Raw genomic sequence first — 24,781 nt, 5'->3', positions numbered from 1 at the left:
TATTGACATCGGCCCCCGCCGCATGCCGATTACCGCCGCCGACGCGGCGATCACCGCGACCGCCCGCGGCGGGCGGTTCCGGTAGCGTCGGAGACACCGACCGAGTGGAGGACGATCATGGCGGACAAAGGCGATATCGGCTGGAAGGTGATGGCCGGTGCCGCGGCCTTCGCCGGCGGCTTCGTCGCGAGGAAGGTCATCACGGCGGCCTGGAAGAAGACCACCGGCAAGGAACCGCCGACGAACCCCGAGTCGCCCGACGTCGACCTGATGGAGGCGCTCGGCTGGGCCGTCGTGATGGGCGTCGGCATGGAGATCTCGCGGGTCCTCGCCACCCGGGCCGTGGCCAACCAGTGGGTCAAGGGCACCGGCGAGCTCCCGTCCCACCTCAGGCCGAAGAGCTGAGTTCGTGCAGGCCGGGCCCACTGCGCTCGCTAGCGCTCGCTCCGTGACCCGGCCTGTGCGAGCGCGGCATCGCTTCGCGATCTTTCCGGTGGGGCTCGCCTCCGGCTTTGCCCCACCGGTCAGGTAACGCGCTCGCGTGCGGGGCCTCGGTCTCCTGCGGACGACATGCAAGGGCCCGGTGGGGGCGACGCGGATCGCGTCGCCCCCACCGGGCCCTTGTACGTCCGAGAGGCGGTCACCGAGCGGGCCGCCGGGCGAGCGGAGCGGGCCGGGCGGCGATCAGTGCAGGGGCGGGTGCTCGCCAGGGCGCGGGAGGGGGACGCCCACCGTTTCGCGGAGGTCGTTGCGGACCTTCAGGGCGAGGGCCCTGGTCGCGGACCGGTTGAGGGCGGCGCCCGCGGCGGCGCCGGTGAGGAAGGGGCCCATCGTGCCGAGGCTGCGGCCGAAGGTGCGCAGCATCCGCTTGCGCAGGGCCGCCTTGGACGCCGTCCCCAGGGCACTGGTCAGCGAAGCGGTCTCCAGGGGGTTGATACCGCGCTGCCGTGCCCAGGACGTCACGAACGCCGCCCCGCGCGCGGTGCCGCTGCCCTCGACGCGGACGCCGTAGACCTCGTGCAGCTCGGCGATCATCTTGACCTCGATGGCCGCGATCACCAGGGTCTCGGCGGCGAGCTGGGCGGGCGCCGTCAGCAGCAGCGGCGGGGCGGTGAACTGGACGGCGGCCAGCGCGCCGCCGGCCGCGCCGACCGCGGTGGTGCCGTTTCCGGCCGTCTTGACGAGCTTGTCGGCGAGCTCCTCGCCCAGCAGGCCGGGATGGTGGGCCTGGAGCGTCTCGAGATCGCGGATCGGGATGTGCGGGACGGCCTCGACGAGCAGGTCGCCGAGCCACCGTCCGCGCGCGACACCCGCGGCGCCCACCTTGCGGGCGCTCTGGCCGAGCAGCCTGGCCAGTCGCCCCAGCAGGCGGCCGCGGGTCTCGCGGTCCATGTCCTCGTCGCCGGTGAGCCTTCCGATCAGCTCACCGAGCTCCGTGGAGCCGTCGCCGTGCGCCGGCTCCACGTCGTCCTGACGCCTTTCCATACCGCCCGACACCTGCGGCCGCTCCCGGTCAGGCGGCGCACTCGCGGCAGACCGGCTGGCCGTTCTTCTCGGTGGCCAGCTGGCTGCGGTGGTGCACCAGGAAGCAGCGCGTGCAGGTGAACTCGTCGGCCTGCCGCGGAACCACCCGGAAGGTGAGCTCCTCGTTCGACAGGTCGGCGCCGGGCAGCTCGGCCACCTCGCCGGCGTCCAGGTCCTCATCGATGATGCTGGCCGCCTTGTCGGCGCGCCGGGCCTGGAGCTCCTGGAGGCTGTCCTCGCTCAGGTCGTCGTCGGTCTTCCTTGGGCTGTCGTAGTCGGTCGCCATCTTCTATCTCCATCCCCCTCAGTGCTTTATGCGCCCCGTCGCGCGGATCTAACGCTCGGGGGGCCGTTCTTGTGCCCGATCCGGGCGGGAAATTCTGTCACGGTTGGTGAGCTGCGACACACAAGGCGCGACCGTTCCCACGAGTGACCGCTGTCACCCGAATCTCTTCCTCGTAATGTGTCTTCCGTCACATATCCGGCAGCTGTCACGGCGGCGAGCGCCACCGGAACACCCGCCGGAGACTCCCGCGGCGGCGGGGATCATATCGGTCCCGGGGCGCTAATGCGCGCCGACCGGCCCGGCGCGGCGGGACGGCCCGATCCGGCTGCCCGGCCGTCGAACCAGACGCTTCGGTGAAACGTCTGAACTAACGCGATATCGTGCCCGCCTGAGGATGGGGGCGGACCCCCTGCGGGGTCAGCCCGGCCGATGCCGGCGGACGGCCCCCCGGCGGGGTCCGGCGCACACTATCGCGGGACATCACTGCGGGTCACTGGAGGGTCAGATGCCGGATGCCGCTCCGCTGGAGCCGGGCGATCCTAGGGCACTGGGACAGTACGAAGTCGTCGGAAGGCTGGGCGCCGGGGGTCAGGGCGCCGTCTTCCTCGGCAAGGCGCCGGGAGGCGAGTACGTCGCGGTCAAGCTGCTGCACGCGCAGATGGCGAACGACCCGGCGGCGCGCGCCCGCTTCACCCGCGAGGTGAGTGCGGCGCAGAAGGTCGAGCCCTTCTGCACGGCCCGGGTCATCGAGGCCGACGTCCACGGAGACCAGCCGTACGTCGTCAGCGAGTTCATCGACGGGCCGTCACTGCACGACGTGGTGGCGCACGACGGGCCGCGCAGCCCCGCCGAGCTGGAGCGGCTCGCGATCGGCACGGTGACCGCGCTCGCGGCCATCCACGAGGCCGGGATCGTGCACCGCGACTTCAAGCCCAACAACGTCATGCTGGCCGCGGACGGCCCCCGCGTCGTCGACTTCGGCATCGCGCGGACGGTCAACTCGCAGGAGAGCGCGGTGACCGCCACCGGGATGGTGGTCGGCACCCCCGGCTACCTGGCGCCCGAGCAGCTCACCGGGGCGCCGCTCACCCCGGCCGTGGACATCTTCGCCTGGGCCGCGACGATGGTGTTCGCCGCCACCGGGCAGTCGCCCTTCGAGGCGGACACGCTGCCGGTCATCATCAACCGCATCCTCAACGAGGAGCCGGACCTCTCGGCGCTGCCCCCGGGGCCGCTGCGCGACCTGATCGGGCAGTGCCTGTCCAAGGACGCGGGCCTGCGCCCGCCGGCGCCGCAGCTCCTGCTGAACCTCCTGGGGCACGTCGGCGCCGCCCCGGCCGGCCAGGCCGGCGCGGAGGACCTCCTCAACCAGGGCACGCGGATCGCCTCGCAGCTTCCGCCGCCGCCCCCGGTGCCGCCGGCGCCGCAGGCGCGGCCGCAGCAGCAGATCACGCCGCCGCCCATGCCGATGCACCAGGGCCCGCCGCAGGGCCCGCCGCACGGCCCGACGACGCCGCCCCCGCAGCCGATCACGCCGCCGCCCATGCCGATGTACCAGGGCGCGCCCCCCGGGCCGACGACGCCGCCCCCGCAGCAGATGGGGCAGCAGATGGGGATGCCCCACCCCGGGGCGCCGCGGCCGCCGGTCCCGCCCGGGCCGCAGTACGGGGCGCCGAAGCAGTCCAGTTCCGCCGGGCCGATCATCGCCATCGGCTGCGGCGTGCTGGCGCTGATCACGATCATCGCGATCGTGGCGGTGATCGTCATCGCCAGCAACGAGGGCGGATCGGACCCCGATCCCGACCCGTTCCCGCCGCCGAGCACCTACACCCCGCGCCTGCCGACCCCGGGGAGCACCTCCCGGGGCGGGCTCCTCGGCGTGTACGAGGGCGACGCCAGGCAGCCGGGCGCCGACGCGGGCCACCAGAACTTCCAGGCCCGGTTCGCGCTGCTCTACACGAGCGGCACCGCCCGGTACACCTACCCGTCGGGCGCGCAGGACAACTGCTACACCAGGCTCACGCTGCTGTCCGGTGACCGCACCAGCGAGAAGGTCGAGTACCAGGAGACCCCGATGGCGGGGATGGACCCGAGCAAGTGCGCGGCCGGGTACATCACCTTCACCCAGCAGGGGTCCGAGGAGACCCTGCGGTGGGAGTGGCGGCAGAACCGCTCCGACCCGACGGCCTCCGCCTACGGAACCGTCCGCAAGTGACGGCGGCGGTCACCCCGCTTCGCGCGGGTGATCCGTCCCGTCTCGGCGCCTACCGCCTGACCGGCCTCCTCGGGGAGGGCGGTCAGGGCGCCGTCTTCCTCGCGGAGGACGGGGCCGGCCGCCGGGTCGCCGTGAAGCTGCTGCACGCGCGGTTCAGCGGCGACCCGAAGGCGCGGTCCCGGTTCGCGGCCGAGGTCGCGGTGGCCAAGCGCGTGTCGGCGTTCTGCACGGCCCGCGTCCTGGACTCCGACGTGGAGGGCGACCGGCCCTACATCGTCAGCGAGTACATCGAGGGGCCGTCGCTGTCGGAGGTGCTGGCCGCCGACGGCCCGCGCCGCGGCGCCGACCTGGACCGGCTGGCGATCGGGACGATGACGGCGCTCACCGCCATCCACCAGGCGGGCGTCGTGCACCGCGACTTCAAGCCCGGCAACGTCCTGCTGCCCACGGACGGCCCGCGGGTGATCGACTTCGGGATCGCGCGGGCGCTGGACGCCACGGGCACGATGTCGAGCACGGCCGTCGGCACCCCCGCCTACATGGCGCCCGAGCAGATCTCCGGCGCGCCGGCCGGCCCGGCCGTCGACGTGTGGGCGTGGGGCGCCACGATGGTCTACGCGGCCGCCGGGCGCACCGCGTTCGGCCAGGACTCCATCCCCGCGGTCATGAACCGCATCCTCAACCTGCCCCCGGACCTCGGCGACCTGGCGGAGCCGCTGCGCGGGATCGTGGCGAACTGCCTCAGCAAGGACCCGGCGCTCCGCCCCTCCTCCCAGAACGTCCTCGCGCACCTGCTGGAACTCGCGGGGAGCCTGCCTCGGGCCGGAGCCCCGCAGGACGCGGGGGGCGGCGAGGACGCCGCGATCCTCACCCAGGGCGCCGCGACGGCGGCCACCGGCACCGCGCAACTGCGCGTCCCGGCGACGCCGGCGCCACCCCAGCCGCAGACACACCAGCCGCAGACACCCCGGCCGCAGGCACCCCGGCCGCAGGTCTCGCCCGCGCTGCCGGTGCCGGGACCTCCGCCGCCGGGCGGGCAGGCCCCGGGGGCGCCGTGGGCACCGGCCGCGGGGCACGGCGCGCCGGCCTGGCCGTCCGGACCGTCCTTCCCGGACGGGGGCGCCCAGCCCGCCGGTTCCGGCGGAGGGCCGCGCAGGCCCGGCATCGGCGTCCTGACGAGCGTCGGCGGCGCGGCCCTGGTCGCCATGGTGCTGGTCGGCACCGTGATCCTCGTCCAGTTCCGGGGGGACGGCGGGCCGGATCCGAGGACGACCCCGGCCGGACGGACGGGCGGGACGTTCCGGATGGCCGTCCCGTCGCCCGGCACCCTGGACGAGGGGATCGATCCGGCGCACGTCACCGGCGGTACCGGGCGGTTCCTGGTCGATCAGCTGTTCACCGGCCTGACCGAACTCGGCGCGGACGGTGTCGTCCGCAACCGCCTCGCCTCGCGGATCGCGTCCGACCGGAAGTGCGAGCAATGGAAGATCGAGGTCAAGGAGGGCACGAGCTTCACCAACGGCGAGCGCGTCGACGCGCGAGCGTTCGCCCGCGGCTGGGCCCGGAGCGCCGCGGCGAAGACCGGCAGCGCCTCCTACCTGATGACCGACATCCAAGGCTTCTCCGACGTCGCGGCCGGCAGGGCCGAGGAGCTGTCCGGGGTCCGCGCGCTCTCCCCCGCCTTCCTCGACGTCACGCTGACCTCCCCCAACTGCGACTTTCCCGCCCGGCTCTCCGAGCCCGCCTTCATGCCCGGCCCCGAGGAGGCCGGGAAGCCCGACAACCGGACCTACAACACCCGTCCCGTCGGGAACGGCCCGTTCAAGATGGAGGAGCACCGGCCCGACACGGGCGCGACACTCGTGCGCAACGACGGCTGGACGTTCGGCAGCACCAGGTTCGACGGCGTCCAGATCGTCTTCAGCGACGACCCCGCCCGGGGACGCGCGGCCTACTCCGCCGGGGAGGTCGACTGGACCGCCCTCACGCCGGGCCGGTCCGCCCCGGCGCCCGGAGAAGAACTGGTGACAGGCGCCGGCCCGGCGACGCGGATGCTCGTCCCGCTCACCGCGCGAGGACCGATGAAGTCGAGGGAGGCGAGGCAGGCGGTCTCCTACGCCATCGACCGCGCCAAGCTGAGCCAGGTCCTCGGCGGCGTTCCGAAGCCCGCCCACGGCATCGTCCCACCGGCGGTCTCCGGCTTCGGGAACCCCGGCCCGTGCCCGTCGTGCGACAAACCGGACCCCGCGAAGGCCAGGGAACTCGCCGGGCAGGCCGGGCTCGGAGCGGGAAGCGAGGTGAACCTGTACTTCCGGCAGTCGTCGGTGTACCCGGACCTCGCGGAGGTGATCCGCGAGCAGCTGCAGACGACGCTCGGGTGGAAGGTCGCGATGAAGGCGTCCCCGCTGGAGGACTTCGAGGAGTTCCGCGAGACGCTCGTGTCGAAGGACGCGTCCGGCCTGGCCCTCTTCGCCTGGGGCCCCGACTACCCCGGCGCCTACTCGATGCTGTGGCCGCTGCTGGGAGGCGACGTCGTCGCCACCGGCGGCAACTCCCACTTCAACTACTCGGGCTGGAAGAACGCCCGGTTCGACGCCGTGATCTCGGAGGCCCTCGCCGACCAGGACGCCGACGACCGGACCAACCTGTTCAAGGAGGCCGAGAAGACGGCCCTGGACGACATGGCCCTCATCCCCCTCCTCAACGACGGCCACGCGGCCGTCGCGAGGAGCGACCGTTACGTCGGGCTCGGAATGGACTACCACGGCTTCCCCACGGTGACCACGGCCGCGCTCAAGTAGCCGCGCTCAGCCCGGAGGCAACCGGACGGTGACGATCAGGCCGCCGCCGGGCCGCGGCGCGGCGTAAACGGCGCCGCGGTGCGCCAGCACCACCGACCGGACGATCGACAGGCCGAGGCCGGCGCCCTTCGCCGACTCGACCCGGTCGGCGTTCAGCCGCCGGAACGGCTCGAACAGCCGCTCCACCTCGTAGGCGGGGACGGCCGGGCCGGTGTTCTCGACCTGCACGGTGGCGTAGCCCTCCAGCATGCCGGTGCGGATCCACAGCTCGCCGCCGTCCTCCTCGTTGTGCTTGATCGCGTTCTCGACGAGGTTGGACACCAGGTGCTCCAGCAGCACCGGGTCGCCGAGCGCCGTCCCGGACGTCAGCTCCGGGTGCACCGACACGTCGTTGTCGTGGTCGCGGCGCGCCGAGTGCTCCAGCACCGTGGCGGCCACCTCGGCGAGGTCGACCGGGGTGCGGGTGGTCAGCTCCCGCTCGCTGCGGGCGAGCAGCAGCAGGCCCTCGATGAGCCGTTCGTGCCGGGCGTTGGTCGCCAGCAGGGTCCGGCCGACGGCGCGCAGGTCGTCCGACGCCTCCGGGTCGCCGAGCGCGACCTCCAGCAGCGTCCGGTTGATCGCGAGGGGCGTGCGCAGCTCGTGCGAGGCGTTGGCGACGAACCGGCGCTGCGAGTCGAACGCCTGCCCGAGCCGCTCCAGCATCGCGTCGAAGGTGTCGGCCAGCTCCTTGATCTCGTCGTCGGGGCCCTCCAGCGCGATCCGCTCGTGCAGGGTGCTCTCCGACAGCCGGCGCGCCGTGGTGGTGACCCGCTGCAGCGGGCTGAGCGCCCGGTCGGCGACGAACCAGCCGAGCACCAGCGTGATGATCCCGACCCCGGCGAGGGCGAGCAGCGACCGGCCGAGCAGCTGCTTCATCGTCTGCTCGACGAACTGGCGCTTCAGCTCGGCGGCCTCGGCGTCGGAGATGCCGAACCCGATCACCTGGACGTTGCCGAGGATGTTGGCCATCAGCACCGTCATCACGAACAGCAGCAGCGCCCCGGCCATGAAGAACAGCAGCCCGTACAGCAGGGTGAGGCGCAGCCGGACGCTCATGCGGCCGGGCAGCGCCTTCAGGTCGGTGAACGACCCGCCGCCACCGCCGGACCACCCGCCCTGGGCGGCCGGGTACGGCGGCGGCACCCGGTGCGGGACCTGCTGCGGGCCCGGACGCCGCCACCGGCCGCCGCGGCGGCCGCCCGGCACGGCCGTCGGCTGCGTCGCCTGCCCGCCGTCCTCGCGCGGCTCCGCCGGGCCCGTGCTCGGCTGGCCCGTGCTCGACTGGCCCGTGCTCGACTGGCCCGTGCTCGGCCCCGTGTCTTCTTGCGAGCCCGGCCCCTGCCCCTGGTCCGGCCCGGCGGGAGTCGCGCCGGGGCCCGCGGACGGCTCGTCGGGGCCGCCGGGCGATACGGGTCCGCTGTTCACAGCCGGTACCCCACGCCGGGCACGGTCTCGATGACCGGCGGGTCGCCGAGCTTCTTGCGCAGCGTCATCATCGTGACCCGCACGACGTTGGTGAACGGGTCGATGTGCTCGTCCCACGCCTTCTCGAGGAGGTGCTCGGAGCTGACGACGGCGCCGTCCGCGCTGAGCAGCACCTCCAGCACCGCGAACTCCTTGCGGGTCAGCTCGACCGGGCGGCCGTCGCGGGCGACCTCGCGGCGCGCCGGGTCGAGCGTGATCCCGGCGCGCTCCAGCACCGGCGGCAGCGGCGCGGCGGCGCGGCGGCCGAGGGCCCGCACGCGGGCGATCAGCTCGGCGAACGCGAACGGCTTGGCCAGGTAGTCGTCCGCGCCGATGGACAGGCCCTCAACGCGGTCGTCCAGCTCGCCGGCCGCGGTGAGCATGATGATCCGCGCCGGGTAGCGCTGCGCGACGAGCTGCTTGCAGACGTCGTCGCCGTGCACCTTCGGCAGGTCGCGGTCCAGCACGATGACGTCGTAGTCGTTGACGCCGGCGCGCTCCAGCGCACCCGCGCCGTCGTAGGCCACGTCCACGGCCAGCGCCTCCCTGCGCAGGCCGGTGGCGATCGCGTCGGCGAGCACGCGCTCGTCCTCGACGACTAGAACACGCACAGGGTCCCCCTCCTGGTCGGGGCGCGGCGCGCCCCCGCGGTTCCAGATATGACACGGGAGCCGTAAGACGCCCGTAAGCACTTGTTCGCTCGGAGTACGCCGAAGCGGAACATCACGGACGCAACAATCCGCGAAATTTGCAGCGACGCACAGGTTTATCTTCAGCCTAGGGCTGGGTAGGCATGGGCAGGATCCGGGAGGAGGCCCATGGGCGAGTTGTCACGCATGATCCAGCAGCGGCTCGATGACGCTTACGCGTCGCTGCGGAGCGCCCACGCGGATGGGGACACCTACCTGGCCGACATCCGCCAGGAGGAGATCAACGATCTGCGCCGGATCGCAGCGAACAACGACATCGGCGTCGAAGCACCCCGCTGCGACTGAGGGACGCACGAGCGTAACGGGAGCCCGGGACACCCCCGTCCAGGGCTCCCTTCTCATTTCCGGCCGCACCGTCAGTCGGTGAGCGGGTCGAGTGGCATCAGGAGCTCGTGCAGCGCCTCGAACGTGCCCGGCCCGGCGGCGATGGTCAGCTCCGGGCTCGCGGGGGCCCCGTGCAGGCCCTCGACGCGTCCGCCCGCCTCCTGGACGATCAGCGCGCCCGCGGCGACGTCCCACGCCTGGACGCCGCGCTCGTAGTACGCGTCGACACGTCCCGCGGCGAGCGAGCACAGGTCCACGCAGCAGGAGCCGCCGCGCCGGATGTCGCGCACGCCCGGCAGCACCCCGGTGAGCACCCGCGCCTGCCCGGCCCGCCGCCCGGCGTCGTAGCCGAACCCCGTGGCCACGAGCGCCTCGCCGAGCGGCACCCCGGCGTTCACGCGGAGTTCCCGCGTTCCGGACGCGGTGTGCAGCAGGGCTCCGCCGCCGCGCACGGCCGTGCAGGTCTCGCCGCGGCGCGGCATGTCCACGGCCCCGGCGACGGTCGTGCCGTCCACCTCCGCGGCGATGCTGACCGCCCAGTCGGGCAGGTCGTAGAGGTAGTTCACGGTCCCGTCGATGGGGTCGACCACCCAGCGGACCCCGCTGCCGCCGTCGCGGGAGCCGCCCTCCTCGCCGAGGAACGCGTCGTCGGGGCGCACCGCCCGGATCCGCTCGATGATCAGCTGCTCGGCGGCCCGGTCCATCTGGGTGACGACGTCGGTCGGGGACGACTTGGTCTGCACGACGTCCGGGCCGTCCAGCGGCCGCTTGTCGATCAGCATCCGGCCGGCCTCCCGCGCGGTCGCGGCGGCCAGTTCGAGCAGTTCCGCGGCGAGGTCCGGCGTGCTCGCGGCGCTCATCGGGCGTCTTCCAGGAGCCTGCGGGGCAGCGTGGCGAACCGGGGGTCGGTCCCGGGCGTCCCGGCGCGGGCGAACGCGATCCCGAGCTCCGCGGCGAGATCGGCGGCCTCGACGTCGAGGTCGTACTTGACCTCCATGTGGTCGGAGACGAACCCGATCGGGACGACCGCGACGGCGCGGACCCCCTTGCCGTGCAGATCGCTCAGGTGATCGGTGATCTGGGGCTCCAGCCAGGGCTGGCCGGGCGGTCCGCTCCTGCTCTGGTAGACGAGGTCCCACGGCGCTCCGGGGGCGGCCTTCTGCGCCACCGCCAGCGCGGCCGCCTCGAGCTCCGCGACGTACTTCTCCTGGTTGGGCTGGGAGAGGGGCACGCTGTGCGCGGTGAAGACCAGGCGGGCGCCTTCTGGGAGGCGGCTCAGCGCGTCCTTCGTCGCGTCCGCGAACGGCTCGATGAACTCGGGCCTGTCGGAGTACACGGGCAACTTGTCGATCTCGGGCGCGTCCTCGACCTCTTCGCGCACGCGCGCGATGTCGTCGAGGTACTGGTCGTTGGTGGAGTACCCGCTGTAGGCGGACGTGACGAAGGCCGCCGCGCGCCGGATCCCGTCGGCCTTCATCTGCCGGACGGTGTCGGCGAGGTAGGGGGTCCAGTTCCGGTTGCCCCAGTAGACGGGGAGGCCGACGCCGTGGTCGGCGAAGTCGGCCTCGATCGCGGCCTTGAGGTCCCGGCACAGCTGGTTGATCGGGCTGACCCCGCCGAACAGGTAGTAGTGCTCGCCCACCTCTTCCAGGCGTTCCCGCGGGATGTTGCGGCCGCGGGTCACGTTCTCCAGGAACGGGAGCACGTCATCGGGCCCCTCGGGCCCGCCGAAGGACAGCAGAAGCAACGCGTCGTACGACGTCATGCTCCCCATCCAATCAGCCCCGCGGCGGTGCCCCGTTCCGGGCCGGTGTCGCGGAGAGCCCTTCCCGGGGCCGCCTCATGAGCGCCGACGGTCACTCGTAGCGCGCCGCGTACGCCTTGGCCAGGTTGAGGACCTTCTGCACGTACCAGTGGGCGTGGTTGTAGTGCCAGATCGCGTTGTAGAGCTGCTTGCCGCCCTTGCCCGCGCCGTTCGCGCACAGGTAGTTGGCCGCGCCCGGGATGGCGTCGTAGGGGTTCATGATGTCGGCCTTGCCGTCCCTGTCGCCGTCCACCCCGTACGCCTTCCACGTGGCGGGCATGAACTGCATCGGGCCGAGCGCCCCCGCGCTGGACGGGCCGACGTTGCGGCCGTGGCTGCTCTCGACCTGGCCGATCGCGGCGAGGACCGTCCAGGAGAGGCCCGGGCACGTGCCGGCCGCCTGCTTGTACAGGTCCATGTAGCTGGTGGCGCCACCGCCGCCGCCCGCCTGGTTCTGGTACTTGGACTCGTGCAGGTTCACCACGTCCGTGCCCGGGCCGAGGACCTTGGTCACGGCCCTGGCGACCTTGGCCGGGTCCGCGCCGGGGGCGTTGACCAGCACGGCGACGTTGGGGATGAGCCCCATGTCGGTCCCGGACTTCTGGCTGACGAGCATGTCGATCCCGGGCACGCCGAGGGCGCCGGAGCCGCCCATCGTCAGCGACGGCATCGTGCGCCCCACCACCGGGTACTGGGTGCCCTTCGCGAGCTGGAGCTGCTCGGAGGCCGCCGGGGACACCACGAACTGGCCGCCGGCCAGGGCCTCCCACAGCTCGGTCTTCTTGGCCGTCCCGGGCGGCGTCCAGGCGCGGAAGTCGGACGGGTCCACGGCGAACGCGTTCACCTGGCGGCCCTGGAGCTGGACGGCGCCGCCCGCGACCGCCATCACGTCCTTCACCTGGCTCAGCTTCGCGATCCGCTTGATCTTGGCGGTGGAGATCGAGGCGCCGCCGACCGCCAGCACGTCCGGCGGGACGACTCGCTCCAGCGGCGCGACCTGCCCGCTCTGGGCCACGTTGACGGGGTCGCCCTGCAGGTTGTCGGGCGGTGCGGCCGCCGCCGGGCCGGCCTCGGCGCGCTCCGGCTTCTCCGCGGTCAGCGCCGCGTAGGCGCCGCCGGAGGCGGTCGCGACGGCGAGGAGCGCGATGGCCGCGACGAGCAGCGGCGATCCGCGGCGCCGAGGCGGGCGCGCGTACCCGTTCCGCGGCCGCCGCTCCTTCTTCTCCGGCTTCGGCCTGCGCGGGCGGGGGACGGCCGTGTTCCCGCCGTTCGCGATCACGTCCGCGCCGGGCGGGCGTTCCCCGGGCTCGGAGGCGGTCGACGGCGCCTTCTTGGCGGCCGCGTTCGCGATGGAGTCGGTGCGCCGGGCTGATGGAGGGGCCACAACAATTCCCAACGAGTGTCGCTACGGACGGTTACCCGCTTTTTTCACTTCTTTCCCCCATGTCACGCCAGGATGGGGCCGACCACGGACGAAGCGATGTCGTGCCGGATGCCCGCATCGTTCCATGCCCGTAGTTACCGGATCGTAGGCTATCGCCCGTTCCATGACCGCCTCCCAGGCATGATCGTCGGCCCCTCGGGCGGAAAACATGAACTTTCCTCATGAACGTTGGACGAGTAGAGTCGCCGCATGTCCCCCGTGACGAACCAGAAGTGGCAGAACTGGGCGGGAAACCAGCAGGCCACGGCGCGCCGCGCCGCGACCCCGCGCACCGCCGGAGAGGTCGCCGCGCAGATCCGGTCGGCCGCCGACGACGGCCTCACGGTCCGCATGACCGGCACGGGCCACTCCTTCACCGGCGCGGCCGTCGCCGAAGGGGTCCGGCTCCGCCCCACGGCGCTCACCGCGGTCCGCTCGGTCGACACCGCGACCGGGCTGGTCACCGTCGAGGCAGGGCTCCCCCTCCACGAGCTCAACCGCATCCTGGACGAGCACGGTCTCGCCCTGGCCAACATGGGCGACATCCAGCAGCAGACCGTCGCCGGCGCCCTCCAGACCGCCACCCACGGCACCGGACGCGACGTCGCCGGGCTCGTCTCACAGGTCGCCGCCCTGGAGCTCGCGCTCGCCGACGGCACCATCGTCACCTGCTCGCGCGAGGAACGCCCCGACCTGTTCGACGCCGCCCGCGCGGGCCTGGGCGCACTCGGCATCGTCACCGCCGTCACCTGGCGGACCGTCCCGTCGTTCCTCCTGCGGGCGCAGGAGGAACCGATGAAGTGGGACGAGGTCCTCTCGCGCGTGGACGAGTTCGAGGCCGCCAACGAGCACTTCGAGTTCTACTGGTTCCCGCACACCGAAGGCTGCCTGACCAAGCGCAACAACCGCGTCGAGGGTCCCGCCGAGCCGCTGTCCAGATTCCGGTACTGGCTGGACGACCGGTTCCTGTCCAACACGGTCTTCGAAGCCATCAACAAGGTCACGCACAGGGCGCCCGCCACGGTGCCGTTCGTGAACGGCATCTCCGCCAAGGCCCTCGGGGCGCGCACCTACAGCGAAACCTCGTACAAGGTGTTCACCAGCCCGCGCACGGTCCGGTTCAAGGAGCAGGAGTACGCGATTCCGCGGGAGCGGCTCGTCCCCGCCCTGCGTGAGCTCCGCGCCCTTTTCACGAAGAAGGGCTGGCGGATCAGCTTCCCCATCGAGGTCCGGCTCCTCCCCCAGGAGGACGCCTGGCTGTCGATGGCGCACGGACGGCACAGCGCCTTCATCGCCGTGCACGTCTACCACCGCGACCCGCACGAGGAGTACTTCCGGGGCGTCGAGGACCTGCTCGCCGGCCTCGAAGGGCGTCCGCACTGGGGCAAGCTGCACACCCGCGACGCCGCGTACCTGGAGACGGTGTACCCGAGGTTCGGCGACTTCGTCGCCCTGCGGGACAAGCTCGACCCGGACCGGCGCTTCGCGAACCCCTACACGAGGCAGGTCTTCGGCGACTGAGCCCGCTCGCCCTGTGTCACCTGCGCAGGGTCACTCGCTCGGGGTGGAGCGGTTCTGGGGGTCGTCGGCGCCTGGCCCCTGACCACCGTCCTGGCTGCCCCCGGGCGCCCCGGTCGGTGCCGGGGTCTCCGGGTCCGTCGGCGCCGGGGTCGTCGGCTGGGGCGTGGGCGCCTGGGTCGGCTGCCCGGACGGCCGGCCGGTCGGCTGGTCGTCCGGCGGCGTGCCCGGCTCCGTGGCCGGCGCCTCGCCCGTCGGGGTCTCGCCCGGAGTGACACCGGGCTCGGTCGGGCCGTCGGTCGGGTTCTGCGACGGGCCGTCCTCCTGCTGCTTCCCGCCGCCACCGCCCAGCACCTCGGTGACGGTCAGCCCGCCGCCGCCGCGCCCGATGGGCTCCCCGGCAGCGGCCTCGTAGATCGTGATCCCGCCGATGACGATCGCGAACACCGCGGCCGACGTGACCGCCAGCTTCCCCCAGTGCGCCTTGGCCCACTCGACCGTGCTCTTCCACGCCGACCGCCGGACGACCTGCCGCACCGCGTCCTCGCCCGCCTCCTCGGCGAGCGAGCCGGCGACCGCCTCCACCGGGTCCACGCGCGTCGCGCTGGGGTCGCCGCCGGCCACCGGATCGAGCCGGGTCGCGTTCGGATCACCGCCGGCCGGCTCGAAGCGGGTGGCGTTCGGATCGCCGGCCGGGTCGAACCGGGTGGCGCTCGGGTCGCCGGGCCACGCCACGGTCCGGGTCGGGTCGGCGCTCCTCGCCTCCTCCACGGCGTCCTCCGCCGCGCCCCGGCGCCGCGTCGCGGCCTGCATGTGCGTCAGTTCCTTGATCTGGTTGCGGCCCTGCTCCAGGTAGTGCTGCCCGATCGCCGACCCGGCCGTCGAGATCACGCTCATCAGCGCGGCGCCGATGATCGTCCCGTAGACCCCCAGGGTGGAGGCGCCGAAGGCCGCCACGGCCGTCGCGATGGCGCTCGCGACGAGCTGCGTCGTGCTGATCTCCGGCTTGCGCGGCATGAACCGCATCACTCCCGTCTAATCGCCATGAGCCCCTTGATCACTAACTGATCGGGGCGACCCGGTTGTTCCTGCCCAAGACGTGACGCTCGCAACGTCAAAAAGACGCGGCGCCGCGATCTCGCCAGGCACGGTGTGGAAAAAGATGCACAAGGATCCGGCAGGGTGGCCCCGGGCGGGTCGCGGCACCGGCAAGCTTGGCCGGGTGCCCTCTTCTACCTCGTGAAGGGGGCTTCGAGAGCGGCGATGTTCGGACATGCCGGGTACGGTGCTGGCAGCAGGTGTGTCCGAAAGAGAGACTCGGGGACCCGGGGGAAAGGGCACGCATGCGCCCTCGGTGGGCATCGGACGGCCGACCGGTGAGACGAATGGTCGCGCGGTCCGGCGTCCTCCGTGCCATCAGGACAGGGCAGGAAGGACACGCATGCAGGAGCTGCGCCTCGTCGCGGTCAGCGAGGACGGTACGTACCTCGTCCTGGCGACCGCGGGCCGGGGCACCCGGTTCACCCTGCCCGTCGACGACCGGCTCCGCGCGGCGGTCCGCGGGCACTTCTCCCGCCTCGGCCAGTTCGAGATCGAAGTGGAGAGTCCCTTGCGCCCCAAGGAGATCCAGGCCCGGATCCGGTCCGGCGAGACCGCCGAAGAGATCGCGGAGTCGGCGGGCATCCCGGTCGAACGCGTCCGCTGGTTCGAGGGCCCGGTCCTGCAGGAACGCGAGTACATGGCACAGCAGGCGCAGCGCGTCGCGGTCCGCCGGCCCGGCGAGTCCGCCCCCGGCCCGCCCCTCGGGGAGACCGTCGAGGAGCGGCTCGGCCGCGGCGGCGTCGACCTTGACGAGGTCGAGTGGGATTCCTGGAAGTGCGAGGACGGCACCTGGCGCGTCCGCCTGTCCTTCTTCGACGACGGCCGCCCGCACGCCGCCGAGTGGACGTTCGACCCGCGCCGCCGGCACGTCTTCCCGCTGGACGAGATCGCCGCCCGCCTGACCGCCGTGGAGTGGGACGACGACGCGCTCTCCGACACCGTCACGCCGCTCGTCCCGCGCCGTCCCGCCATGAAGGTCGTCTCCAGCGACCGCGACCCGGCCGCCCGGGGCCTGCCCGGCGAGCCCGGCGCCCACCAGGGCCGGCTCCGCCCCGCCGAGCCGCGCGAGTACCCGGCGGAGCCCCCTCGCATGGCCGAGCCCCGCCCCTTCCGCGAGACCTCCCACGAGGGCGGCGGCATCGGCAGGGCCCCCGCCCGGAGCACCGCCGAGCCGGCCCGGTTCCAGGACGCGCCCCGGCAGCGCGGGACCGCCCCGATCCGCGGAACCGGCGAGGCCCGCACCGCGCACATCCGCGAGACGGCGGAGACCGACCGCTTCACCGACGGGACCCAGGCCCCCGAGGACGCCCGCGAGGAGTCCGGCTTCGACACCCTGGCCGACGACCGCGAGACCCCCGCGGCCGCCGAGGTGCGCGCCACCGGCCGCGACGCGTCCGAAGAGCGCGAGACCGCCGTGCAGGCGGAGGCGCCCGAGGCTGAGCCCGAGCGCGAGACCGCCCAGGTCCGGGAGGACGACGAGCCGCGCGACACCGCAGAGACGGACATCGCAGAGACGGACGTCGCCGAGACGGATCTTGCCGAGGACGAGGCCGAAGACCGGGACACCGCCGACACGCGCGAGACCGGCCGTTCCGAGGACGAGGCCCAGGACGACGAGGTCGCTCGTCCCGGCGAAGCGAGCGAAACGCACGCACCCGAAACCGACCAGGCCCCGGAGACGACCGACGACCGGGAAACGGCCGAGGCCGGCGAGACCGCCGCGGCGGAGCGCCTGGAGGACGCGTCTCCCGACCGGGAGACCGCCGAAGCGCAGACCACCGGCCGCGACACGTCCGAAGAGCGCGCCGGGGAGACCGAGCCGGCCGACACCGCCCGCACCGACGAATCGCCCGCCGCGGCGGACGAGCGCGCGGCGTCCCGGCTCGCCGAGACCCCCGCACGGCGGGCCGCCCGGCTCCGGGCCGCCGCCGAGGCCGCGGAGGCGAAGGCCGTGGAGGCTGAGGAGGCCGAGGCTGAGGAGGCCCAGGCGGAGGAGGCTCCGGCCGACGTCCCGGCGCCGGAGCCCGAGGCCGCCGCACCGGCCCGCAAGAGCGGGCCCGGCGGGGAGGAGAAGCCCGCGCGGGAGAGCAAGCCGGCGGCGCAGCGGCCGGGTCAGCGGCAGCCCGCCCGGACGCCCGCGAAGAAGAAGCCGGCCGCCCGTCCCACCATGCCCGCCGCGCAGGACAAGCCGGCGACGCCCGCGCCCGCGGCCGCCGCGAACAGCGAGCCCGCGGCGCAGCGGCCCGCGCGGCGCCGCAAGGCCAAGGGCAAGCGCGCCTCCGTGCCGTCCTGGGACGAGATCATGTTCGGTGCGCGCCGCCCCGAATAGGGCGTCAGTTCTCGGGCGGGGTCTCCAGGAACGGCGTCACCCAGTCGGGCGTGATGCCGGCGGCGAGGGCGACGGCGTCCCCTTCGGCCATGTCGATGGCGGAGTAGCCCCCGTCGCCCGCGCCGACCGCCGCGACGAGGGTGGCGAGGCCGAGCCTGCGCTGGAAGACGGTCCGCCGGATGCGCCAGCCGACGATGGCGGTGTGCTCCACGACGGCCTGGCGGCGGCGCAGGGACCCTGACCGGACGCTGAGCCGGTCCCCGTCGGTGACGTGGCCGAGCTGCCGGTACCGGTCGAGCCCGAGCGGTACGGCCAGGACGGCGAGGACGCCGAACACGTAGGCGGCCCACGGCTGGCCGGTCGCGACGGCGAGGACGGCGAAGGCGGCCGGGAGCCCGACCGCGCGGGTGACGCGCCGGCTCCGGGCCGCCGGAGGATGCGCGACGAGCGGGCCGGGGACGGCGCCGATCACGCGGGCGGCGAGGGCCTCGGCGACCGGGCGCGGGGCGGCGGGCAGGAGGCGCCCGCGGTGCGCGGCGTCCCCGAGCCCGGTGATCAGCGCACCGAGCCGGGTCACTCCGGCGGCGCGCTCGAAGGGATTGTCGGCGAGCTCGACGCCGCGCAGCCGCCGCAGCTCCAGCGAGACGCTCCGGCGGGTGACCAGGCCGCGCTCGACGGCGAGCGACCCGTCCCGCTGGTGGACGGTGAAGTCCCAGTTGAACAGCATGAAGACGAACACCGACATGACCGGCATGGCGAGCAGGACGAGGATCGCCAGCGCGACGACGAGGGCGGTGGACAGGCCGACCACGTCGTGGCCGACGCTCTCCACCCGCTCCCGCGTGATGAGGCCGAGGTCGTCGCCGAGGTTGTAGACCGTGCCGAGGAGGGAGCCCGCCACCGCGAACGGCGTGAACAGGTAGGCGCCGCTCAGCGGCGCGTACGCGTACCAGCGCCGCCGCATCCGGGCGAGGACGCGGCGCGGCGGGGCCGGGGCGTCCCGCGAGAGCAGGACGCGGCGCAGCCGTTCGGCCTCCTGGAGGGAGACCGCGTTCAGCGCGCCCTCTCCGCCGTCCGCGCCGGCGTCGATGTGGACGACCGCCAGGCCGAGCAGCCGGTGCGGGAGGGACGCGCTGATGTCCACCCCCCGGATCCGGTCGCGCGGGATGCTCTTGACCGACCGTCCGATGAGCGCCCGCCGGAGCTCGATCCGGTCGTCGAACAGCACGTAGGTGAACGTCAGCCAGCCGGCCACGTGGAAGAGGAGGCCGAACGCCAGGCCGGCGAGCGCGAAGTAGAACGCCGTGGACAGGCCGCCGACCATGAGGCCCGTCGCACCGGCGGCGACGAGGGCGAGGAGTTCGCGGACGGCCCCGACGACGAACGTCAGCGGATGCAGCCGCTGGCCGCGCGGCCGCTCCTTCCGCGGACGCACCACGCCCGGCCCGGCCTCCGCACCGCCGTGTCCCGACTCGTCGTATTCCGTACGCGCCGAGTCGTCCAGACCGCGGTCGGCACCGCCGGCGGGGCGGTCCTGCGCGGCCGGAGGGCCGGCGTACGGGCGGATCACGCGGCCCTGCTCGCCGCTTCCCGTGGTCACGTCGCGTCGTCGCGCAGGTCGTGGGCGCGGTGCGCGAGGTCCTCGGCGAGGCGGGTCGCCACGCCCACCGGCAGCCCGGAGACCTCGGAGGACCCCGCGTGGGACGCGGTGTTGACCTCGATGGTCGCCAGCCCCAGCATCCGCTCGATCCAGCCCTGCTGGGTGTCGACGGTCTGGATGCGGCCGACGGGGACCAGCAGCCATTCGCGGCTGAACCAGCCCGTCCGCGTGTAGACGACGTCGGCGCTGACCTCCCAGCGGTGGACGCGGTAGCGCCAGACGGGCGCGACCGTCACCATCAGCAGGCCCGCGGCGCCGACGGCGTAGGGCAGCCAGCCGATGCGGCCCGACAGCCACCCGGGCACGCCGTCCCAGCCGGAGTCGCCCACCCAGGCCGCCACGCCGAGGGCGAGCCCGAACGCGAGGCCCCACACGAGCAGGTACTCGATCGCCCAGTGCGCGATCGCGCGGGCCGACACCCGGTGTTCGGGCGGCCGCAGCCGCGGCGGGTGCGGCCCCCCGCCGTCCTTGTGGTGACTGCGCCGCACCGACGTCACACCGCGAGTCTAGAACGCCGGAGGCCCCCTCCCGCCGGTTCGCCGCCCGCGAACCGCCGGATGTGGGCACAATCGCGCGGGCATCAGCGTTCTGTCAGAGGGTCATGCGATGTTGGGGGACGCTCCGGCACCCCCCGCAGAGCCCCGCTGGGCGGCGGAAAAACTGGATGCATCCGAGCCGGACACCACATATTTTCGGCAGATCCGTCTCGACCGAGACGGTGACGTCCGGCGACACGATCTCAGGAGATCACATGACGTACGCCATCCAGGCCGACGGCCTGGAGAAGCGGTTCGGTGAGACCCAGGCGCTGGCCGGCGTCTCCCTCACCGCCCCACCGGGAACGGTCCTCGGAGTCCTGGGCCCCAACGGCGCCGGCAAGACCACGATGACCCGGATCCTCGCGACACTGATCGAGCCGACGAGCGGCAACGCCCAGGTGGGCGGCTTCGACGTCGTCAAAGAGGCGCACAAGGTGCGGCAGCTCATCGGCCTCACCGGCCAGTACGCCGGGGTGGACGAGATGCTCACCGGCACCGAGAACCTCGTCCTGATCGGCCGGCTGCTCGGGATGTCCCGGCGGGCGTCCAAGGCGCGGGCCGCAGAGCTGCTCGACAGGTTCCAGCTCTCCGACGCCGCCGAGCGCGCCGCCAAGACCTACTCGGGCGGCATGCGGCGCCGGCTCGACCTCGCGGCGAGCCTCGTCGGGCGGCCGCAGATCCTCTTCCTGGACGAGCCGACCACCGGCCTCGACCCGCGCAGCCGCAACGGCCTGTGGGACATCGTGCGCGGCCTGACCGGCGACGGCGTCACGGTGCTGCTCACCACGCAGTACCTGGAGGAGGCCGACCAGCTCGCCGACGACATCGTGGTCATCGACCGCGGGCAGATCATCGCGCACGGCACGTCCGACGTGCTCAAGTCGCAGGTGGGCGGCCAGGTGCTGGAGGTCCGGCCGGTCGACGCGGCCGACGCGTCCACCGTGGCGAAGATCGTCGGGGAGCTGGCCGACACCGTCCCCGAACTCGCCGACGACCTGGTCAGCGCGCCGATCACCGACCCGGGGCTGATGCCCGCCGTGGTCCGCCGCCTGGACGAGGCCGGCGTCGCCATCGGCGAGCTGTCGCTGCGCAAGTCGAGCCTGGACGAGGTCTTCTTCGCCCTCACCGGCCACCACACCGAGGACCTCGACGCCGAGGCCGGCGAGCTCGCCGAGTCGGCCAGCAAGGAAGGGGCGTCCGCGTGAGCACCGCGACGTTCGCACCGCAGGACCTCGCAAAGCGGGTCGCGCCCGGCACCGCCCTGCGCAACACCGCCACGCTGGCCTGGCGCAACCTGGTCCAGATCAAGCACAACCCGATGGAGCTGCTGGACCTGTCCATCCAGCCCATCATGTTCGTGCTGCTGTTCGCGTACGTGTTCGGCCCGGCGATGTCGGGCAGCGTCGACGCCTACCTGCCGGTCGTCATCCCCGGCATCATCGCGCAGAACGCCCTGTTCGCCGGGATGAGCACCGGGTTCGGCCTCAACACCGACATCACCAAGGGCGTCTTCGACCGGTTCCGGAGCCTGCCGATCGCGCGCAGCGCCCCGCTCGCCGGACGGATCATCGCCGACACCGCCAAGCAGGCGTGGTCGATGATGATCCTGCTGGTGGTCGGCTTCATCATCGGCTTCCGCATCGAGACGAACGTCCTCGCCATGTTCGCCGCGTTCGCGCTGCTGCTGGCCTTCGCCGTCCTGTTCTCCTGGACGTCGGTCTACATCGCGATGAAGGTGAACGAGCCGGAGAAGGTGCAGATCTTCGGGTTCGTGGTGATCTTCCCGCTGAGCTTCATGAGCACCGCGTTCATCCCGAACACGGACGGCATCCCCTCCGGGCTGGCGTTCGTCATGGACAACAGCCCGGTGACGCACCTGGTGGAGGCGATGCGCGGCCTCCTGGTCGGCGGCCCCGTCTTCGAGCACGCGGTCACGGCGCTGATCTGGGGGATCGGCTTCTCCCTGATCTTCGCCCCGCTCTCGCTGCGGGCCTTCAAGAAGCGCGCCTGATCCATCGGAATCCATTGGCTCGGTCCCGCCGCGCGGGATGCCGAATGCCCCGGCGGTTGCGGGTACCGCCGGGGCATTGGTCTTGGTCCGGTCGGACGGGTCAGGCGGCCGGCTCCCTGGCCTGGTCGGCCGCCCGCTCCTTGGGGCGGACGTCATCGAGGGCTGCGAGCTGGAAGTCGGCGCGCGGCTGCTCGATGGTGGCGAGGGAGACGGTCTCGCGCTTCAGGAACAGGGCGAGCGTCCAGTCCGCCACGACGCGCAGCTTGCGGTTGAAGGTCGGGACCTTCGCGCCGTGGTAGGTGCGGTGCATGAACCAGGCCGGCCAGCCCTTGACCTTGAACCCGTAGGTCTGGGCGACGCCCTTGTGCAGGCCGAGCCCGGCGACCGCGCCGACGTTGCTGTGCACGTAGGGCTTGAGGGTCTTCCCGCGCAGCGAGCGGACGATGTTGTCGCCGAGGAGCTTGGCCTGGCGGACGGCGTGCTGCGCGTTCGGCGGGCAGTACACGCCGTCCTGCGTGAGGTCCGGAATGGCGGCGTTGTCACCGGCGGTGAACGCCCGCACCATGCCCTCGATCGTCAGGTACTCGGTGCCCTTGACGCGGCCCTTCTCGTCCACGGGCAGGTCGCCCCGCCGGACGACGGGCGCCGCCTTCACGCCCGCGTTCCACACCAGCGTCCCGGCCTGGAAGGAGCTGCCGTCCGACAGCTCGATCCGCCCGTCCACGGCCGACTCCAGCAGCGTGTTCAGCTTGACGTCGATGCCGCGGCCGCGGAGCTGCTCGGCGGTCCACTTGCCCATGTCGGGGCCGACCTCGGGCAGGATGCGCCCGGCGGCCTCGACGAGGATGAACCGCAGGTCCTGCGGGGTGACCTTGCGCATGTACTTGGTGGCGTCGCGGGTCATGTCCTCGAGTTCGGCGACCGCCTCGACGCCGGCGAACCCGCCGCCGACGAACACGAAGGTGAGGGCCTTGCGGCGCAGCTCGGCGTCGTCGGTGGACTCGGCGATCTCCAGCTGCTCCAGCACGTGGTTGCGCAGGTGGATGGCCTCGCCGACGGTCTTGAGGCTGATCCCGTGCTCGGCGAGCCCGGGGATCGGCAGCAGCCGCGGCACCGCGCCCGCGGCCATCACGAGGTAGTCGTAGGGGATCCGCTCCGGCGGCCCGGCGAGCGGCTGGACGATCGCCCACCCCTCGTCGTGGTTCAGCTCGGTGACCCGGGCCTTGCGCACGGTGCACTTGGGCAGGACGCGGCGGAGCGGGACGACGACGTGCCGCGGGGAGATGTTCCCGGCGGCGGCCTCCGGGAGGAACGGCTGGTACGTCATGTACGAGTTCGGGTCCACGATGGTGACCCTGACCTCGCCCCGCCTGAGCTCGGGTCTGAGCTTCTTCTGCAGGCGCAACGCGGTGTACATGCCCACATAGCCGCCACCCACGATGAGGATGTGGGGAGCGCCAGGGCTCTCCTGGGCGATCCTGGCCATTGCGGCCTCCAATGTCACGGTCGGCTTGTGAAGACATTCACAAGCTAGCCGATGGAACGTGCTCGGCACCAATCAATAACCAGGGAAGAACAGCAGATCTTCCCGTCCTGGCAAAGCAGGACGCCGATACGGCTGTGAAACCCGCCACTCCTTCCCAAAAACTGGCATGTACCGGGGCAGAACACGCATGATCAAGCTCACAGCGCCCGTCCGGCCGGAGGGGCGTCCCGCGGTGGAGGGAAAGGCCCGTTCCAGTCCCGGCGAAGCCCTAGTGTTGGGGCCGAATCGTTGGGGCCTACGAGGAAGGGGCGCCGGCGGGCGGGGCGCATGCGGCCGAGATGACGGCGATCCGGCGGCGCGCCGCGTACGATCTCGCCCGGGAGCGTATCGATGATGAGCAGACACCGGCGTCCGATCACGGCCGCGGCGGGCGCCCTCGCGGTCGCCGCCTCCGTCGGCGGCTGCGGCCTGTTCGGCCAGCCGGAGAACAAGAGCGCCGAACTTTCCGAGTGGTTCACCGTGACCAGCCCGGTGTTCCGCGATGGGCAGGACTTGCCCCCGCGGTACGGCTGCACGACGTACCCTGGCGGGCAGGGAAAGACCCCGCCGCTCCGGTGGTCGGGCACGCCGAACGGGACGCGGTCGTACGCGATCGTCGTGGACGACCCGGACGCGTCGGGCGGCGCCCGCGTCCACTGGGTGATCGCGGGCATCGGCGGGACGGTGAACGAACTCGTCGAGGACGCCCGGCTGGACAGGACCGTCGAAGGGTTGACCACAGAAGACAAGGCGGGCTACGCGCCGCCGTGCCCGCCCAAGGGAGAACGGCACCGGTACCGGTTCACGATCTACGCGCTGGACCACCCGGAACCGTTCGCCGACGGCGCCGCACTGAAGGACTCGCTCCCCGCCATCGCCCGGCACACGATCGGACGGGGCAGGATCATCGGGAACTTCGGCGGCAACTAGGCGCGTTGACCGTGGAGCCTGAGGGCCCAGGGTCAGGGCGGACCCCACCGGGGGGCTGAGCCGACAGGGGCGTACCGACGGGCGGGATTGGCCGATCGGGACGTGCCGTGCGAGGGTGAATGTGCGCGATGGGTGTGACAACGGTCATAGCAGTCGGTCAGAATCGGGCTAGACCGAGGCGGCGGCGACCAGAGCAGCACCGGTCGCCTGCGACAATCGGGACGGACTCGCGGTCCGCGCCAGGGACTCTCACCGGGCCAAGGCATTGGGTGGTGGCATGACTTCTTACATCGTGGTCTTCGGCCTCATTGTGGTCGTGGTCCTCGTGGTCGTCCTCGTAGCCCTAGGCCTCCGGGCCAGCAGGGCGGGACGCGACGACGACGACTGGATGGACGACGAGCCGCAGCACCCGCGCGGCCGCCGGGCGGGACCGCCCCAGGACGACATGGGCGGCCCGGACGACTACGGCTACAACGACGGGTACGACGGCGCCTACGACGGCGGCTACGACCGGCACGGCGCGCCCGAGCCCGCCCATGACCGCCGGGTCGCCGGCGGCCCGCTCGCCGCCCCCACCG

20 protein-coding genes and 1 pseudogene are annotated in these 24,781 nt (G+C 72.9%); 10 read left to right on the top strand and 11 right to left on the bottom strand.

Annotation, left to right across the window (positions count from 1 at the left end; all coding sequences use genetic code 11):
• The first annotated feature begins 117 nt into the window (after positions 1–117).
• Positions 118–405 (top strand): DUF4235 domain-containing protein, encoded by a 288-nt coding sequence (locus E1266_RS03610; RefSeq protein ID WP_132043684.1) that lies wholly within the window; start codon positions 118–120, stop codon positions 403–405.
• 279 nt (positions 406–684) lie between these two features.
• Here the strand turns inward: E1266_RS03610 and E1266_RS03605 are convergent, their stop codons facing one another.
• Together E1266_RS03605 and E1266_RS03600 are read right to left on the bottom strand one after the other, a co-directional pair.
• Positions 685–1,485: a hypothetical protein gene (locus tag E1266_RS03605; RefSeq protein WP_243718207.1), complete on the bottom strand. Its 801-nt coding sequence runs from the start codon at positions 1,483–1,485 to the stop codon at positions 685–687.
• Between the two features lie 28 nt (positions 1,486–1,513).
• Complete coding sequence (locus tag E1266_RS03600; protein WP_117404125.1) at positions 1,514–1,810, bottom strand: DUF4193 domain-containing protein; 297 nt, start codon at positions 1,808–1,810, stop codon at positions 1,514–1,516.
• A 505-nt stretch (positions 1,811–2,315) separates the two neighbouring features.
• Between E1266_RS03600 and E1266_RS03595 the strand changes: the two genes are divergently transcribed.
• Both E1266_RS03595 and E1266_RS03590 read left to right on the top strand, forming a co-directional pair.
• Complete coding sequence (locus E1266_RS03595) at positions 2,316–4,025, top strand: serine/threonine-protein kinase (RefSeq protein WP_132043682.1); 1,710 nt, start codon at positions 2,316–2,318, stop codon at positions 4,023–4,025.
• The gene (locus E1266_RS03590; RefSeq protein WP_132043680.1) at positions 4,022–6,826 is read left to right on the top strand and encodes an ABC transporter substrate-binding protein; all 2,805 of its coding nucleotides are present in this window, start codon (positions 4,022–4,024) and stop codon (positions 6,824–6,826) included. The genes E1266_RS03595 and E1266_RS03590 overlap by 4 nt, the downstream gene beginning before the upstream one ends.
• Before the next feature lie 6 nt (positions 6,827–6,832).
• On the opposite strand, the gene E1266_RS03585 is transcribed toward E1266_RS03590, so the two are convergent.
• Together E1266_RS03585 and E1266_RS03580 are read right to left on the bottom strand one after the other, a co-directional pair.
• Positions 6,833–8,290 (bottom strand): HAMP domain-containing sensor histidine kinase, encoded by a 1,458-nt coding sequence (locus E1266_RS03585; RefSeq protein WP_243718206.1) that lies wholly within the window; start codon positions 8,288–8,290, stop codon positions 6,833–6,835.
• Complete coding sequence (locus E1266_RS03580; RefSeq protein ID WP_132043678.1) at positions 8,287–8,940, bottom strand: response regulator transcription factor; 654 nt, start codon at positions 8,938–8,940, stop codon at positions 8,287–8,289. Before E1266_RS03580 ends, E1266_RS03585 begins: the two co-directional genes overlap by 4 nt.
• Before the next feature lie 207 nt (positions 8,941–9,147).
• Here E1266_RS03580 and E1266_RS37755 point away from each other — a divergent pair, with 207 nt between their 5' ends.
• Positions 9,148–9,324, top strand: coding sequence for a hypothetical protein (locus E1266_RS37755; protein WP_165950362.1), 177 nt, complete (start codon positions 9,148–9,150; stop codon positions 9,322–9,324).
• A 71-nt stretch (positions 9,325–9,395) separates the two neighbouring features.
• Here E1266_RS37755 and E1266_RS03575 read toward each other — a convergent pair whose 3' ends face one another.
• From E1266_RS03575 to E1266_RS03565, 3 genes are all read right to left on the bottom strand, one after another.
• Positions 9,396–10,223 (bottom strand): inositol monophosphatase family protein, encoded by an 828-nt coding sequence (locus tag E1266_RS03575; RefSeq protein WP_132043676.1) that lies wholly within the window; start codon positions 10,221–10,223, stop codon positions 9,396–9,398.
• Entirely contained in the window at positions 10,220–11,128 is a 909-nt protein-coding gene (locus tag E1266_RS03570) for a ferrochelatase (RefSeq protein WP_132043674.1), read from the bottom strand. The genes E1266_RS03575 and E1266_RS03570 overlap by 4 nt, the downstream gene beginning before the upstream one ends.
• A gap of 91 nt (positions 11,129–11,219) precedes the next feature.
• Entirely contained in the window at positions 11,220–12,551 is a 1,332-nt protein-coding gene (locus E1266_RS03565) for a lytic transglycosylase domain-containing protein (RefSeq protein WP_243718205.1), read from the bottom strand.
• 249 nt (positions 12,552–12,800) lie between these two features.
• Between E1266_RS03565 and E1266_RS03560 the strand changes: the two genes are divergently transcribed.
• Positions 12,801–14,111 carry a D-arabinono-1,4-lactone oxidase gene (locus tag E1266_RS03560; protein ID WP_132043672.1) on the top strand — a complete coding sequence of 437 codons (1,311 nt, stop codon included), beginning with the start codon at positions 12,801–12,803 and terminating at the stop codon, positions 14,109–14,111.
• Between the two features lie 30 nt (positions 14,112–14,141).
• On the opposite strand, the gene E1266_RS03555 is transcribed toward E1266_RS03560, so the two are convergent.
• Positions 14,142–15,134: a hypothetical protein gene (locus E1266_RS03555; protein ID WP_132043670.1), complete on the bottom strand. Its 993-nt coding sequence runs from the start codon at positions 15,132–15,134 to the stop codon at positions 14,142–14,144.
• Between the two features lie 415 nt (positions 15,135–15,549).
• Between E1266_RS03555 and sepH the strand changes: the two genes are divergently transcribed.
• On the top strand, positions 15,550–17,538 hold the full coding sequence (gene sepH / locus E1266_RS39195) for a septation protein SepH (RefSeq protein WP_243718204.1): 1,989 nt from the start codon (positions 15,550–15,552) through the stop codon (positions 17,536–17,538).
• Between the two features lie 4 nt (positions 17,539–17,542).
• On the opposite strand, the gene E1266_RS03545 is transcribed toward sepH, so the two are convergent.
• Together E1266_RS03545 and E1266_RS03540 are read right to left on the bottom strand one after the other, a co-directional pair.
• Entirely contained in the window at positions 17,543–19,138 is a 1,596-nt protein-coding gene (locus E1266_RS03545; RefSeq protein WP_243718203.1) for a PH domain-containing protein, read from the bottom strand.
• A complete protein-coding gene (locus tag E1266_RS03540; RefSeq protein WP_132043668.1) occupies positions 19,135–19,695 on the bottom strand; it encodes a PH domain-containing protein in 561 nt (186 codons plus the stop codon). The genes E1266_RS03545 and E1266_RS03540 overlap by 4 nt, the downstream gene beginning before the upstream one ends.
• Before the next feature lie 254 nt (positions 19,696–19,949).
• Here E1266_RS03540 and E1266_RS03535 point away from each other — a divergent pair, with 254 nt between their 5' ends.
• Both E1266_RS03535 and E1266_RS03530 read left to right on the top strand, forming a co-directional pair.
• Entirely contained in the window at positions 19,950–20,942 is a 993-nt protein-coding gene (locus tag E1266_RS03535) for an ATP-binding cassette domain-containing protein (RefSeq protein ID WP_132043666.1), read from the top strand.
• Positions 20,939–21,748 carry an ABC transporter permease gene (locus E1266_RS03530; protein WP_132043664.1) on the top strand — a complete coding sequence of 270 codons (810 nt, stop codon included), beginning with the start codon at positions 20,939–20,941 and terminating at the stop codon, positions 21,746–21,748. The genes E1266_RS03535 and E1266_RS03530 overlap by 4 nt, the downstream gene beginning before the upstream one ends.
• A 100-nt stretch (positions 21,749–21,848) precedes the next feature.
• Here E1266_RS03530 and E1266_RS03525 read toward each other — a convergent pair whose 3' ends face one another.
• Positions 21,849–23,234, bottom strand: coding sequence for an NAD(P)/FAD-dependent oxidoreductase (locus tag E1266_RS03525; protein WP_132043662.1), 1,386 nt, complete (start codon positions 23,232–23,234; stop codon positions 21,849–21,851).
• A gap of 390 nt (positions 23,235–23,624) precedes the next feature.
• On the opposite strand from E1266_RS03525, the gene E1266_RS03520 reads away from it, so the two are divergent.
• Together E1266_RS03520 and E1266_RS03515 are read left to right on the top strand one after the other, a co-directional pair.
• Entirely contained in the window at positions 23,625–24,203 is a 579-nt protein-coding gene (locus E1266_RS03520) for a YbhB/YbcL family Raf kinase inhibitor-like protein (protein ID WP_229807951.1), read from the top strand.
• A gap of 277 nt (positions 24,204–24,480) precedes the next feature.
• A pseudogene (locus E1266_RS03515) lies at positions 24,481–24,781 on the top strand (hypothetical protein); the annotation flags it as partial.

This window comes from Actinomadura sp. 7K534 (genome assembly GCF_004348575.1).
Classification (GTDB): Bacteria; Actinomycetota; Actinomycetes; order Streptosporangiales; family Streptosporangiaceae; genus Spirillospora; species Spirillospora livida.
This window is presented reverse-complemented; position numbering and strand designations above follow the sequence as displayed.

Bases quoted from the DNA above. Each gene is read 5' to 3' on its own strand.
- E1266_RS03610 (WP_132043684.1), top strand. From the start codon at position 118: ATGGCGGACAAAGGCGATATCGGCTGGAAGGTGATGGCCGGTGCCGCG.
- E1266_RS03605 (WP_243718207.1), bottom strand. From the start codon at position 1,485: ATGGAAAGGCGTCAGGACGACGTGGAGCCGGCGCACGGCGACGGCTCC.
- E1266_RS03600 (WP_117404125.1), bottom strand. From the start codon at position 1,810: ATGGCGACCGACTACGACAGCCCAAGGAAGACCGACGACGACCTGAGC.
- E1266_RS03595 (WP_132043682.1), top strand. From the start codon at position 2,316: ATGCCGGATGCCGCTCCGCTGGAGCCGGGCGATCCTAGGGCACTGGGA.
- E1266_RS37755 (WP_165950362.1), top strand. From the start codon at position 9,148: ATGGGCGAGTTGTCACGCATGATCCAGCAGCGGCTCGATGACGCTTAC.
- E1266_RS03575 (WP_132043676.1), bottom strand. From the start codon at position 10,223: ATGAGCGCCGCGAGCACGCCGGACCTCGCCGCGGAACTGCTCGAACTG.
- E1266_RS03570 (WP_132043674.1), bottom strand. From the start codon at position 11,128: ATGACGTCGTACGACGCGTTGCTTCTGCTGTCCTTCGGCGGGCCCGAG.
- E1266_RS03560 (WP_132043672.1), top strand. From the start codon at position 12,801: ATGTCCCCCGTGACGAACCAGAAGTGGCAGAACTGGGCGGGAAACCAG.
- E1266_RS03555 (WP_132043670.1), bottom strand. From the start codon at position 15,134: ATGCGGTTCATGCCGCGCAAGCCGGAGATCAGCACGACGCAGCTCGTC.
- sepH (WP_243718204.1), top strand. From the start codon at position 15,550: ATGCAGGAGCTGCGCCTCGTCGCGGTCAGCGAGGACGGTACGTACCTC.
- E1266_RS03535 (WP_132043666.1), top strand. From the start codon at position 19,950: ATGACGTACGCCATCCAGGCCGACGGCCTGGAGAAGCGGTTCGGTGAG.
- E1266_RS03525 (WP_132043662.1), bottom strand. From the start codon at position 23,234: ATGGCCAGGATCGCCCAGGAGAGCCCTGGCGCTCCCCACATCCTCATC.
- E1266_RS03520 (WP_229807951.1), top strand. From the start codon at position 23,625: ATGATGAGCAGACACCGGCGTCCGATCACGGCCGCGGCGGGCGCCCTC.